Origin of the sequence: Methanoculleus caldifontis (genome assembly GCF_032842345.1) — an archaeon.
In the GTDB taxonomy this organism is placed as follows: domain Archaea; phylum Halobacteriota; class Methanomicrobia; order Methanomicrobiales; family Methanoculleaceae; genus Methanoculleus; species Methanoculleus caldifontis.
On sequence record NZ_WBKO01000003.1, the window covers coordinates 165670 to 178204 of the forward strand.

Here is a 12535-nt window from a genome sequence, read left to right on the forward strand (position 1 = left end):
GAGACGGGATCTCCCTTCCCTGCACCATCTTCACCCCTCCCGCGCCCGCATCACCGTGAGCCGGACCCCTTCCGCCTCCCCGCCGGGGGAGAACGTCCGCGCCTCCCCGTGGGTCCGGCAGAACTCCTGGAGGTCGAGCATCTGCTCGAGCCCCGCCGCCGCCGTCTCGTCCCCGACAAGGTCGAGCGGGGGCTCGAGCAGCGGCCGGGGGAGGAAGACGACGCATTTCGCCCGGCTCCGGGTCAGCGAGACGTTCAGGCGGTTCCTGCTGTAGATGAACTCCGCCTCCGCGAGGGCGGTCTCGACGTCGCTCACGCCGTAGCTGACGATGACCGCCTCCGCCTCCTGGCCCTGCATCTTGTCGACGGTATCGACGAACGGCCGCGACTCCCAGGCCCGCTCGCGGGCGAGACAGTCCTGAACGGCACCGATCTGGGCGTGGTGCGGGCTGACGATGAAGAGCCCGTGCTGCCAGAAGCGGGCGTCGCCGTCGCCCCCCGCAGGGTAGGGTCGGCCCGTCTCGGGGTCGATGAGCCGCTCGCGGAGCGTGGAGGCGAGCCGGGCGGCGAGCGCCGCCTCGATGCGGTTCTCGACCGTCGTCCGGACGTTCTCGAGGACGCAGAGGACGAGGGGATAGGCGGGGTCGAGGACCCACTCTATGTACTCCTCCGTTTCTCCCTCTGCGAGAGCGATACGCCGGCTCCCGACCAGATCGGTCGCGGGGGCGTATCCGGGCCCGTAGAGGGTCTCGGCCGCGAACCGCGAGAGGGTCCGGTTCATACGCCAGTTCTCCTGGAGCTGGCAGGTGTAGACCGGGCGGGCGGGGTCGTCGCGGTGCCGGAGGTAGGCGAAGATCGAGTCCTCGAGGCCCGGGAGGCCGTCTTCCGGCGCCGGATAGGCGCCCTGGACGACCGGGGGGAGCTGCAGGTCGTCCCCGGCAAGGACGAGCCTCCCCTCCCGGCCGAGCACCGAGAGGGCCATCGCGAGTTCGGCCGGCCGCATCTGCGAGGCCTCGTCGACTATCAGGAGGTCGAGGGCGGGGAGGGACTTCTCGAGTTTGCCGAAGCTGTGGACCGTCCCCCCAAGGAGGAGCGACGGGCACCCGGCGACGGTATCGGCCCGGTCGTGGGGGAGAGCCTCGAGGCTCCGCTCGCCCCTCGCGGTCCGTGTGGCGTTGAGCTTGTAGATCGCAAGATCCGCGTCCAGCCCGAACCCGCCCACGGACTCCTGGATCTTGACGAGCAGGTTCTCGATGGCGGCGTGGGTGAACGCCGTCACCCCGATCCGGACCCGCTCGTTCTGCACCCGCCGGGCCTTGACGAGCGAGAGGAGGGCGTTCGCGAGGAAGTGCGTCTTCCCGGTCCCCGGCGGCCCCCAGACCAGCGTGAGCCGGTTCGTCAGCACCTGCCGGAACGCCCGCTCCTGGCTCTTCGTGAACCCGGAATCACGGGCGAGCCGTTCTGCATCACAGATGACCTCCTCCCGCTCTCTGACGGGTCCGGCGAACCCCTGCGGGTCGCGGAGAAGGCGGATGAACGGGTTTTCCGGCTGGCCGTCGAGGTCGAGGAGCCGTTCGACGGCGCGCTGGACGGTAAAGTCGGTGAACCGGGGGTGCAGCACCGCGAGATCGCCCTCCGCAAAGGCCGGGCAGCCCTGGCCGGTCGTCACCTCAAGCACGAGCCCCCTGACCAGCCCGGCCTTCCGGTCGACGATGCTGTCGCGGACCTTCGCAAAGCAGGCCCCGCTCCTGCCGGGGTTCATGCTCGCCCGGTAGCGGGTGTCGTCAAAGGAGAGCTGCGCCTCCCTCCCCGCGTCGTCGTCTCTGACGAGGAGGTAACTGAAGACCTGCGACTGCTCGAAGAGCGCGAGGTCGAGGGGGGCGAGGACCTTCCAGAAGTTCCCCTCGCTCTTTTTGAGGGGGATGCTGATCCCGTCGCGGAGCCGGGCGTCCCACGGCCTGCTCCGCAGCTCCTGGACCTTCTGCGCACCCATGGCCGACTCGTACTCCGCGATGAAGAGGAGACGGGAGATCTCCGGCGTCGCGGCATCCCACGGCCGCGGGAACCGGAACCTCTCCGCCCAGCGGACGAGATCGCCCTTCACCCGCTCGCGGAGCCCGTCGAGGACGCTCCCCGCCGCAATCAGCCGGCGCGAGACCTCCTGTTCGATCCAGTCCGCGGCCTCCGGCCGGGACCCGCTCCAGGCCATGATGACGGCGTCGCTCCTCATCGCGTTGCTCTGCTCGTTCCAGAAGAGGTCGCCTGCGTTGAGCCGGTAGGCGAAGCGGGAGGACGGGATGGCCGCGAGGACCTCCGGCATCCGGAGGGTGAACGGGACCGGGAGGGCGAGGAGCCGCCGGATCTCGCGGGTCAGGACGACGAGCGGAAACGGGACCGATCCCGACGGGTGGGCGGACCCCGTAGCGATGCCGGGGTCCTGGTAGTAGAACCGGAGCCGGAGGGCGTCTTCTGCCGTCGCGGGGTCCTCTATCGCCTCGACGATCAGCCGCGTGAAGAGGTCCTCCTCGTAGGTGTCGTAGACGTAGGTCTGGACGGACTTCTGGTCGGTCCACTCCCGGCCCTTGTTGTACTCGTCGACGGCGCTGAGTTCCGCGGCGAGCGCACGGACGAACTCCCGCCGGATCCGGTCGCAGTCGTCCTCGCCCGCCGCAACGAAGACGGCCTCGCGGGAAGGGGTCTTAAAGACCGCTTCGCCCTTGAACCGCCGGAAGCCGAGAGCGTAGACCCGGCCGGAGACGGGGTCCTTCTGGAGCGTGAGGACGATCCCGACGTCCTCGAAGATCGGGAGGGCGAGCGACGTCGCGGCGAGGGGGACGACCTCGCCTCCCCGGAGTGCCCGGACCGTCGCCCGCAGGCGGTCGCCCCGGTCTGCAAGCGACCCGCAGCCGTCGAGGCGGCGGTCGCTCGCGGGGTCCGAGAGGAACCGTTCAAGGTCGCCGAGCGTCTCGATGGGAGCACCGCCCTCCCACGCGGCCTCGCGGAGGTATCGCCGCCCGACCGAGGAGAGGCCGGGGATCTGCGAGACCGAACCGGTCGCCTCCGCCTCGCGCCGGCAGTGGGGGTAGAACTCGCAGGCCTCGCACCGCGACGTGATGTGCCAGGGGACGTCTGCCGCCGGGCCGGCGAGAATGTCCGGGAGACGGTGACGGAAGAAGTCCTCGATCACCCGGATGTTCAGGTGCAGCCGGAACGTCTCCGGCTCGTCCTCGCCGTAGAGCCAGATCCCCGCCCGGTCGAGGTCGACCGGGAGATCGATCCCGACGAGATCGAGCGCGTGGTCGAGGATGAGGGCATAGAGCGTCGCCTGGACCCGGTGGCTGACGCTGAGGTCCTCGCTCGCCTTGATATCGATGACCGAGAGGACCGGCTTTCCGTCCTTCCCCCCGTCGAGCCGGACGAGGTCGGGGCGGCAGGGGGAGAAGCGGTGCAGGTCCGGGTCGAGGCCGTAGTTGCGGAGGAAGTGGACCGAGACCGGGATGGTCGGCTGGTAGACCGCCTCGCCCGGTGAGAGGCGGGCGAGGACCTCGAAACTCTCCTCGATCGAGAACGACCGGCCGGTGAGGGGTCCCGTCCCGTCCGGGATGCGCACCTGCCCCGCAAGCCTCGTCCGGACGACCTCTTCCTCCCACCGGACCCCTGCCTCGAGGAGGGCCTTCGTCACCGGGCTCCTGTCCGGCGGGACCGCCGGGATCCCGGCCGCCTCGCGCTCCTGCTCGGGGGTCGCGTGGTATCGGAGGTAGCGTTCGCAGTCGTGGTAGAAGTAGCGGCCGATGAGTGACGGGCTGAGGTTGAAGCGGGGCATGGAGGGATACCATCGGGTCCGGGAGGTTCCCCCGGGTTTGTCACTCATGGTGTGCGGGATCGCAAGAAAATCCTTGCCTTTCGGCATCCGGCAGAAAAGAGTGGCGGGTGCCGTCCCTCATCCGGTGCCGTTCTCTTCGGGCTCCGGCGGCAGCGTCACGTCCGGCGGGATCATGACCGCATCGATGACGTGGATGACCCCGTTTGCGGCCGGGATATCGGTCCTGACCACTGCCGCACCGCCTACCGTCACTTCGTCGCCATCGGCCTCGACAGGGGCCCGGTTGCCCTGGACGGTCGCGATCGTCCGGTTGGCGGCGATCTCGGAGGCCGTGTGCCTGCCCGGCACCATATGGTAGAGGGCGATCTCGGCGAGGGCACCCTTCGGGTCGTTGAAGAGCCCCTCCATCACGGCATCCGGAAACTGCTCAAAGGCCTCATCGGTGGGGGCAAAGACCGTGTACGGGCCCGGCCCTTCGATCGTCCCCACAAGCCCGGCCGCCTCGAATGCCTGGAGGAACGTCGTGAAGTTGCCTTCACGGTCGAGCACCCCGGCGATCGGGAGGCTCTCGACGGTCAGGGTCTCGTTCGTCTGGTTTGCGGTCGGATCCACCACCGGGCTCGTGCAGCCGCAGGCGAGGACCGTCGCCGCGACGGCCAGAGCGAGTATGAGTGCGTGCGTTGCCTGCATGGTCTTAAGGAGACCTATACCGCCCTGCGCCTAGATAAAGTACCGGTTCTTCTCACCTCCAGAGGTTCAGGGTCGAGACCGCGTGGCGGGTCGGGTCGTAGACCCTGACGACGTGGTTGCCGGTATCGGCGATGTACCAGAGCCCTCCCATCCGGACGAGACCGTGCGGCTCGTTCAGCCTTGCGTCCCCCGACAGCCCGTCACGGTAGCCGCGGTTGCCGTTCCCGACGCGGGTGAGGACCCAGCCCGTCGCGGGGTCGAACTCTTTGATCTTGTGGTTCCCGGTATCGGCGAGATAGATGAGGCCCTGGTGGTAGGCCAGCCCCGCCGCGTGGTGGATGCGGGCCATCCCGGCGATGGTGTCGAGGTCGCCGAAGTCGTCGGGCGAGTGCCCGATGAAGGTCTCGACCATCCCCCGCTTGATCCGCCGGATGGCCGACGCCCCGCGGTCGGCCACGAAGAGCGCCTCGCCGTCGGTGACGAGCCCCGACGGTCCGGCGAAGGCCGCCGCTTCGAGCGGACCGTCGGCGAGGGCTTCCCGGCCCGAACCGGCGTAGGGCTCCACCTCGTGAGTGGCAAGGTCCATCCGCCAGATCTGGTGTGACCCCGCCATCGCGATGTAGAGGTGGCCGCCCATCAGGGCGAGGTCCCGCGGCGCGCTCAGCGCCACACCTGTCCCCGGACCGGCAATGCCTGCCGCGGGCGCCTCAAGCCCCGTCCCGGCAACCGTCACGACCCTCCGGTCGGGCCACGAGATCTGCCGGATGGTATGGTTCCCGGTGTCCGCGACGTAGAGGATGCCTGCTTCTTCGTCGAAGGCGAGCCCCTCCGGCCGGTAGAACGCGGCTTTTGTAAACGGTCCGTCGGCATTCCCGGCAGTCCCGGAACCGATCGTCTCGAGGATCCGGCCGCCGGCATCGGCGACGACGATCCGGTGGTGGCCGGTATCGCTGACAAAGAGGCGCATCCCGGCGGTGTCGGCGGCGATCTTTCCCGGGCGGTAGAGGCTTCCTGCCTCCGTCGCGGCCGCGGGCTGCAGGGGTTGCCGCGAGAGCTCGCCGCGCCGCTCGAACTCCGCTTCAATCCGGGCGATCTTCGGGTTGAGTCTCCCGTAGAGGCCTTCCCCGGTGGTCCTTCCGACGACGTTCCCCGCCGGGTCGATCAGGACGAACGTCGGCCAGTCCCGCACCCCGAAGGCCTGCCAGACCCGGCGGTCGCGGTCGACGGCGACGGGGTGGTCGACTCCCGCCCGGCGGACCGCCTCGCGGACGTTTTCGGTGACCGGTTCCGCCTCAAGGCCGGGGGAGTGGATCTCGATGACCACGAGTTCCGGGTGCTCCTCCTTGAGGCGCCGGATCTCCGGCACGAGCCGCATACAGCTTGAACAGGCGAACGTCCCGAACGAGAGCAGCACCACCCTGCCTGCCAGGTCGCGGACGGCGAGGGGGCGATCGGTGTTGAGCCACTCGAGATCCGCGGGGAGATCCGGGGCTGCCGTCAGTTGCATGCGGCCCCCTCTGGAACTTCAGAGTTATCAACCTTGGCCCGTCATGCCGGCGGCGCTGCATACGCCGCCCGGGGCGCTGCGAGCATCTCCTCGCAGAAGGCGATCGCCTCCGCCACCCGGCTCTTCTGGTAGACCACGGGTTTGATGCAGGCCCTCCCCGGAAGACCGCGGACGGCCGAGAAGACCTCCTGCCAGGGGATCGTGTCGTCCGCCGCCGGAGGCATCAGGTTGTTGTGGATGTGGAAGGCCCGCAGGGCGTCGGCCGGGATCTCCCCGATCGCGCCGGGGAACTCCTCCTTCGCGGCGGCGCGGAGGTGCCAGGGGTCGAGGGCTATCCCGGCAAGCCCGGCGATCTCCGGGTGGAGGTCCTTGAGCGTCGTCCAGAACGCCCGTATCCTCCCCGCCGTCGCGACGCTCTGGTCGCTGTGGTTCTCGAGCAGCACCAGGGGCTCCACCCCGAAAGCGTTCCATTGGGCGGCGATCAGGGTGTGCATCGCCTCGACAATGTCGGCATGGGTGTTCTTCCGGTCGCCGGGGTGGATCTCGATGATCTCCGGGGGGACGCCGAGGTAGTCCTCGATCTCAAGGAGCATGTCCCCGAAGGCCGCGAGCCATTCCGGGTCGCGCCACCGCAGTTCCGCCCTGACCTGCCTGCCGTGCTGGTCCCTGCGGGGGACCGCCGGTTCGGTGTGCAGGACGTAGGCGAGGGTGCCGGGGAGGTCCGTGTCCTGCTCGTAGAGGTGCTCGACGGACGACCGGCTGAGCATGGAGCCGATCTCCTGCCCGGTCCGCTCCACCTCCGTCCGGTTCTTGATGAAGTCGGCCGGGACCTCGACGTACGTGCAGCCGAGGGGTTCGGCGAGGCCCCAGCGTTCGAGGAGCCCGCTCCGCCGGGCAATCTCGGTGACGTTCGGGTAGATGTAGTCCGCACCTGGCATGGCGATCATCAGGTTACGCCATGACGGGGGTGGCACAAAAAGATTGGGGCGGGAACCGTATCGGTGTGCTCGGGTGCCTGACTGTGGCGGCGCCGGGAGGACCGGGTCACCTGCGGTGATCGAGGACCTGCGGGCAGGCGAAGAGGATCGCTACGGGTGTATGAATGTAAGTGCAGTATGCGCACCCGGGGTCGTAGCAACTGCACGAGGCGCACCCCCACCGCTCGGCCTTCGTCCTGTCCTGCTGCATCGCCGCCACCGGGTCTCCGGACCGTTCCGGCGCTATCGGGGGGCAGGCGGGGCCGTCCTTCTCCAGCAGGCCGGTGTTCCTCTGTATGCTCATGGCGATGCGTAAGGATCTGCCCTGGCTGGTAGACATTAATTGCGTCCATGAATATTCATCGATCCGATGAATCCCGAAGGCCGGGATGCTCCGGGGCGGGGGCCGCTCCTTGCACTGAACGGGCTGGAAACCTGGTTTGCAGCCCGTAAAAAGGTTATTTGTCCGGCGGTATCGAGAGCGGGCTTGCGATGGCCCTGTAGTGTCGGAAGACCCGTTCCCCCCAGGCGACCGCAGCCGGGTCGCTGCTGACGAGGTCCGATGCGGTGTCGTAGGTGCCCGTATCGCGCCGGTACAGGCCGAGCGAGAGGCAACTCTCGGTCACTGCCATCCCCAGGCGAAACGGCGCGGGGGAGACGTAGATGACCGCGCGGCTGTACTCTTTCAGGGACTCAAGAGTGGCTCGGTACGGTTCTTTCGCCAGTTTCCCGGCAATTTCAGGGGAGACGACGAGTTCGACCGGTTTGTTCTCGATAATGACCTGCTCGATCAGGTTGGCCTGGACGGGGCTCATGATCGAGGATACGCCGTGGACCCACGATGCCTTCCTGATGATCTCTGCAAACATCGCGTGTACGGCGTAGATGTCTTCTTCGACATCCCGGATCACCATCGCGTTATAGAGGTGTCGCAGTTCGCCGAGGGATTCGGGGGGTATGCTATCGAGTTCGTGTTCGACCCAGAACTCCCGGTGGCGGCCGAGCACCCCCATGAGCGTCACCAGCCGCTCGATCTCCGGTTCGACGAGCCTCCCTATCGGGGTGAGCACGTAATCGCCCCGCACCTGCTCGACGTATTGCAGGGCCTCCAGTTGCCGGATCTTCGGGATGAGCGCCTGGGACGAACTTCCCGTGGCGTCACGGAGGGCCGGGAGCGATCGGCTCCCGCTCCCGAGAGCGATCAGCACCTGCGTCAGGAGCCTCGACCGGAAGATCGCCTGGATCTCGTCATGGTACGCGTCGTAGATCTCAAGAGGGGGAACTCCTGTCATCGGCCTTACAATTAAGGAATCCCGGCCGGCGCATATCATCCTTTCCATTCTCTCCCTCCAATTCCCGCTCCCCTTCCATACCCCAGTGCACTTATAGCCGAAAGCCCGATACCTCTTGAGACAGCATGTCGTCCGTACCCAGATACCTGCTCTGCATCGCACTCTGTGCCTGCATCATAACCTGCTTGATCACCGCCGGCTGCTCGGCCACCACGGAGCAGCCGGAGATCGTCTCCGGACTATCCGGAGACCTCGTCGTCCACTTCATCGACGTCGGGCAGGGCGACTCGACCCTTCTCGAGTTCCGCGGGAAGACGATGCTCATCGATGCCGGCGAGCGCGGCATGGGGGAGCGCGTCGTCGCGTATCTCGAGGATAGGAATATCGAACGGCTTGACGTGGTGGTCGCGACCCATCCGCACTCCGACCATATCGGCGGCCTTGCCACCGTCGTCTCCGCCTTCCCCGTCGGCCGGTTCGTCGACGCCGGGCAGGCACACCCGACGGCGACCTACGAGAGACTCCTCGCCCTGGTCGAGGAGCAGGGAATACCGTATACTGTCGCGGAGCGCGGGCAGACGATCGCCCTCGATCCCAGCCTTGAGATCCTGATCCTGAACCCGGCCGCGGAGCCGCTCGGCGACATCAACGAAGACTCGGTCGTCCTGAAGGCGACCTACGGGAATATCTCCTACCTCTTCATGGCCGACGCCGGGGTGCCTGCCGAGGAGAGCATGATGGAGGCCGGCCTCGACCTCGACGCCGACGTCCTGAAGGTCGGCCACCACGCGAGCCGGCACGCATCCTCGGCGCCGTTCCTCGCCGCGGTCAGCCCCGCGATCAGCATCATCACGGTCGGGGAGGGGAACGACTACGGCCACCCGCACGAGGAGGCGGTCGAACGGATCGAGGCGACGGGCTCGAGGATCTACCGGACCGACCTTGATAGGACCGTCATCGTCGCCACCGACGGCCAGACGCTCTCCGTCACGGCCGGCGGGGCCCCGGCCGCCACCCTGACGCCCGCGGCGGCGACGCCGACTGCGACCGCGACGCCGACTGCGACCCCTGTCACCGGCGTCTCCATCACGGCCCTCGACCTCCGTGACGAATGGGTCACCGTCACGAACGCCGACCCCGCCCCGGTCAACCTCACGGACTGGACGATCAGCGACGAAGGGGAGCGGAACACCTACACCTTCCCGGTCTATGTCCTCGAGCCGGGGGCAAACGTCACCGTCCACACCGGGCCTGGCAACGAGACCGCGACCGACCTCTACTGGGGCCGGGAAACGCCTGTCTGGAACAACGACGGCGATACTGCCACGCTCGCCGACGCGAACGGCACCGTCGTCAGCACCCTGGAGGGGTGAGCCGTGGGTGACGAGTCGGTGTTCAGGGTGAGCCTCGACCGCATCGAGGAAGACCTCGCCGTCCTCCTCGTCCGCGAGGACGAGTCGATCCGCTTCACCCTCCCCCGCTCCCTCCTCCCGGAGGACGCCCGCGAGGGGGATATCCTCACGGTAGCGGTCCGCCGCGAGGTCGCGGCGACGGAGGAGGCGAGGCAGCGGGTGGCGGAGCGGATCGCGCGGCTGCGGGCGAAGGGCAGGGACTGACTCCCCTCGCACCTGAGGGTGCTCAAACTCCTGCCCTGCAGGCAGTCGCACTTCACACCTGAGGGTGCTCAAACTCCCTCCCCTTCGGGGAGGTCGTCCTTCGCATCTGGCGGTGCTCAAGCTCGCTTCGCTCGCTCTTCGCGGCTTCGCGCCTTCGCGTGAGGTAACGGCATATGCATACTGACTCAGTCTCGCGCGAAGCCGCGAAGAACGCGAAGAGGACGGCTAAGGTTCACACCGCCTTCATGTCTTCGCGTGAGGCAGCGATCCTTCATCGTTGACGCGGGCTCCCGCGAAGTAACCCCGCCACCGCCCGCTCTTTTTATACCCTATCCCTGCCTACGGAAGCATCGATGAAGAACCGGTGCGACGTGCTCGTCGTCGGGGCCGGCCCTGCCGGGAGCACCACCGCCCGCTACGCGGCGGAGGCGGGGCTCGATGTCCTCCTGATCGATAAGCGGAAGGAGATCGGCCTGCCCGTCTGCTGCGGGGAGTTCAACGCGACTACGGAGGTCCTCGCGGAGGCGCTCCCCCATGCGCCGGGGTTCGACGACCTCTTTCCACTTGATCCCGCGCTCATCCGGCGGGAGATCCGGGGCGCCGTCGCCGTCTCCCCGAAAGGCCGGGAGTACGAGTTCGATCTTCCTGGCTATACCCTCGACCGCGACGCGCTCGACCGGCACCTCGCGGAAGAGGCCGTCCGTGCGGGCGCCGCCCTCTCGCTCGAGACGACCTTCCTCTCCTGCGACGGCCATCGGGTCCGGACCCGCCGGGGCGACGTCGAGGTCCGTGTCGTCGTCGCCGCGGACGGCCCGCTCTCCCCCGTCTGCCGGTCGGCCGGGATGGAACGCAACGCCCTCCTCGCCCCCGCCGTCACCTGCAGGGTCGACGGAGAGTTCGGCGACAGGATAAGGCTTTATTTCGGGAACAGGATCGCCCCCGGCGGGTACGCCTGGGTCTTCCCGAAAGAGGGGTGCGCCAACGTCGGACTCGGCGTCCAGGACCGGAAGACACCGGTCCCGGTTCTGCTGGACGCGTTCCTGGCGCGGATGGGGTATAGCGGCCGGGACGTCATGGCCGGGTTCGTGCCCGTATCGGGGCCGATCCCGGAGACGGTTCGCGGGAACGTCATCGCGGTCGGGGACGCCGCCGGCCACGTCGTCGCCTCCAACGGCGGGGGGATCGCGCCCGCGATGATCTGCGGGAGGATCGCGGGGCTTGCCGTGGCCCGCCACCTCCTCCACGGCGAGCCCCTCGCCGCCTACGAGCGGGAGTGGCGCTCGGCGCTCGGCCGGGAACTCGAGACCGCCGCGAAGACGAAGAGGATGGCCGACCGGTTCCTCGGCTCCGACTTCCTGCTCGAGCGGACGATTGCGGCGATCGGGGGCCGGGGCATCCGGAACCTCATCGTCTTCGGCGGCCTTGCGGGGCGCTGACGGATCGGGGAAAGGCTCATCTCCTGCGGGAGCAAGGAAGGCCGGGATGCACCGTTCGCTCGAGTGGAACCTGCCGGGGATCGAAGGAAGGCTTGCCGCGCTCAGAGACGACCTCGCGCGGGAGCAGGGCAGAGGCGCGAAGCTCCGGCGCTGGACCCGGAATATCGATACCGTCCTCGCGAAGGCGGCCGGGGCGTCGGCAGAGGTCCGGCCGGCAATCGAGGCGGACCTCGGCTACTCCCTCGGCGGCCGCGAGCAGTTCATCGTCGCGATGTTCCAGTCGAGCACGCGGAACCTCTTTGACGAGATCGCGGAGCACGCCCGGAGCGGCGGCTGGTGCAGCCTGGCCGATGCGGAACTGCGGGAACTTGCGGGACTCCACGAGGCGGCCGGGGCGCTCGCCTGGATCGGCGATGCCGCCCTGAAAGTCGGGATTTTGCCGGCGATCTGGGACCCCGACGTTGCCAGGGCCGGATCCCTGACCGAGAACCGGAAGGCCTACGACCGGAACTCGAACCTCGCCCGGCTCTGCGACCGCTGGAACCTCTACGAGCACCGGATCCACTTCGACCCGGACGCATCGAGGAGCAAGCGGAAGATCGACCACGTCAAGGGGACGCTGGTCGAATCGGTCTTCGGGATCCTCTTCCTCAGGGAGGGGCTCAGGGGGGTTGCGTCGGCGGCGCACCTCCTCGAACCGCCCGCCGTGCGGAACCATTAAGGTGCCCCGTCGCCTCCGGCCCCCCGGAGGCGATTGAACTGGTCCATGTTGTCAAGTCCGACGGCAGAAGAGAGCCGTTCGTTCGGGAAAAAGTGACCGTGAGCGCGTTGAAGGCGGGCGCCCCGCCGGAAGAGGCCCGGGCGATCAGCGAGGCCGTAGAACGGGTCGCCTACGACGGCATCCCTGCCGCCGAGATCCGGCGGCGGGTGCTCGAGCAGCTCCATGACCGAAACCCCGAGTGGGAGGAGAACTGGCTCGTCTACGACCGGGCCGTGAAGAGGCGGGGAGCCGCGGCGGTCGCTATGCCGCCCGCCCGCTGATCCCCGCGGTCTTCTCCCGTCGGGCAGGGTCGGGGCAGGGGAGCGGCGTTCCCCCTTCCGATCCTTTAAGGATTGCCCTTTTCACCCTCTCACAGCGGAAGCAATATCTACTGATCCGCGCCCATATTTGTCCTGGATACTCCTATGCCGCCCG

Annotated in this window: 11 protein-coding genes; 5 read left to right on the forward strand and 6 right to left on the reverse strand. The window is 68.1% G+C overall.

All coding sequences use genetic code 11. The features are described 5' to 3' along the window. Positions 1-30: 30 nt before the first annotated feature. The 6 genes from F8E02_RS12570 to F8E02_RS12595 form a co-directional block, all read right to left on the reverse strand. On the reverse strand, positions 31-3870 hold the full coding sequence (locus tag F8E02_RS12570; protein ID WP_317065952.1) for a bifunctional RecB family nuclease/DEAD/DEAH box helicase: 3840 nt from the start codon (positions 3868-3870) through the stop codon (positions 31-33). 69 nt (positions 3871-3939) lie between these two features. Then, positions 3940-4512 (reverse strand): fasciclin domain-containing protein, encoded by a 573-nt coding sequence (locus F8E02_RS12575; protein ID WP_317065953.1) that lies wholly within the window; start codon positions 4510-4512, stop codon positions 3940-3942. 52 nt (positions 4513-4564) lie between these two features. Next, positions 4565-6019 (reverse strand): thioredoxin-like domain-containing protein, encoded by a 1455-nt coding sequence (locus F8E02_RS12580; RefSeq protein ID WP_317065954.1) that lies wholly within the window; start codon positions 6017-6019, stop codon positions 4565-4567. Positions 6020-6060: 41 nt separating this feature from the next. Continuing rightward, positions 6061-6966, reverse strand: coding sequence for a hypothetical protein (locus tag F8E02_RS12585; RefSeq protein ID WP_317065955.1), 906 nt, complete (start codon positions 6964-6966; stop codon positions 6061-6063). Positions 6967-7063: 97 nt separating this feature from the next. After that, entirely contained in the window at positions 7064-7300 is a 237-nt protein-coding gene (locus F8E02_RS12590) for a hypothetical protein (protein WP_317065957.1), read from the reverse strand. A 154-nt stretch (positions 7301-7454) separates the two neighbouring features. Next, positions 7455-8288, reverse strand: a complete 834-nt coding sequence (locus F8E02_RS12595) for a helix-turn-helix transcriptional regulator (RefSeq protein ID WP_317065958.1) — start codon at positions 8286-8288, stop codon at positions 7455-7457. A gap of 125 nt (positions 8289-8413) precedes the next feature. Here F8E02_RS12595 and F8E02_RS12600 point away from each other — a divergent pair, with 125 nt between their 5' ends. From F8E02_RS12600 to F8E02_RS12620, 5 genes are all read left to right on the forward strand, one after another. Then, positions 8414-9661 carry a lamin tail domain-containing protein gene (locus tag F8E02_RS12600; protein ID WP_317065959.1) on the forward strand — a complete coding sequence of 416 codons (1248 nt, stop codon included), beginning with the start codon at positions 8414-8416 and terminating at the stop codon, positions 9659-9661. 3 nt (positions 9662-9664) lie between these two features. Next, a complete protein-coding gene (locus F8E02_RS12605; protein WP_317065961.1) occupies positions 9665-9904 on the forward strand; it encodes a DUF3006 domain-containing protein in 240 nt (79 codons plus the stop codon). Between the two features lie 353 nt (positions 9905-10257). Beyond that, positions 10258-11340: an NAD(P)/FAD-dependent oxidoreductase gene (locus F8E02_RS12610; protein ID WP_317065962.1), complete on the forward strand. Its 1083-nt coding sequence runs from the start codon at positions 10258-10260 to the stop codon at positions 11338-11340. 46 nt (positions 11341-11386) lie between these two features. Continuing rightward, positions 11387-12061, forward strand: a complete 675-nt coding sequence (locus F8E02_RS12615; RefSeq protein WP_317065963.1) for a ribonuclease III domain-containing protein — start codon at positions 11387-11389, stop codon at positions 12059-12061. 38 nt (positions 12062-12099) lie between these two features. Further along, a complete protein-coding gene (locus tag F8E02_RS12620; RefSeq protein ID WP_317066046.1) occupies positions 12100-12381 on the forward strand; it encodes an ATP cone domain-containing protein in 282 nt (93 codons plus the stop codon). Positions 12382-12535: the final 154 nt, after the last annotated feature.

Coding starts and splice junctions, on each gene's coding strand:
- F8E02_RS12570 (WP_317065952.1), bottom strand. CDS start 3,870: ATGAGTGACAAACCCGGGGGAACCTCCCGGACCCGATGGTATCCCTCC.
- F8E02_RS12575 (WP_317065953.1), bottom strand. CDS start 4,512: ATGCAGGCAACGCACGCACTCATACTCGCTCTGGCCGTCGCGGCGACG.
- F8E02_RS12580 (WP_317065954.1), bottom strand. CDS start 6,019: ATGCAACTGACGGCAGCCCCGGATCTCCCCGCGGATCTCGAGTGGCTC.
- F8E02_RS12585 (WP_317065955.1), bottom strand. CDS start 6,966: ATGATCGCCATGCCAGGTGCGGACTACATCTACCCGAACGTCACCGAG.
- F8E02_RS12590 (WP_317065957.1), bottom strand. CDS start 7,300: ATGAGCATACAGAGGAACACCGGCCTGCTGGAGAAGGACGGCCCCGCC.
- F8E02_RS12595 (WP_317065958.1), bottom strand. CDS start 8,288: ATGACAGGAGTTCCCCCTCTTGAGATCTACGACGCGTACCATGACGAG.
- F8E02_RS12600 (WP_317065959.1), top strand. CDS start 8,414: ATGTCGTCCGTACCCAGATACCTGCTCTGCATCGCACTCTGTGCCTGC.
- F8E02_RS12610 (WP_317065962.1), top strand. CDS start 10,258: ATGAAGAACCGGTGCGACGTGCTCGTCGTCGGGGCCGGCCCTGCCGGG.
- F8E02_RS12615 (WP_317065963.1), top strand. CDS start 11,387: ATGCACCGTTCGCTCGAGTGGAACCTGCCGGGGATCGAAGGAAGGCTT.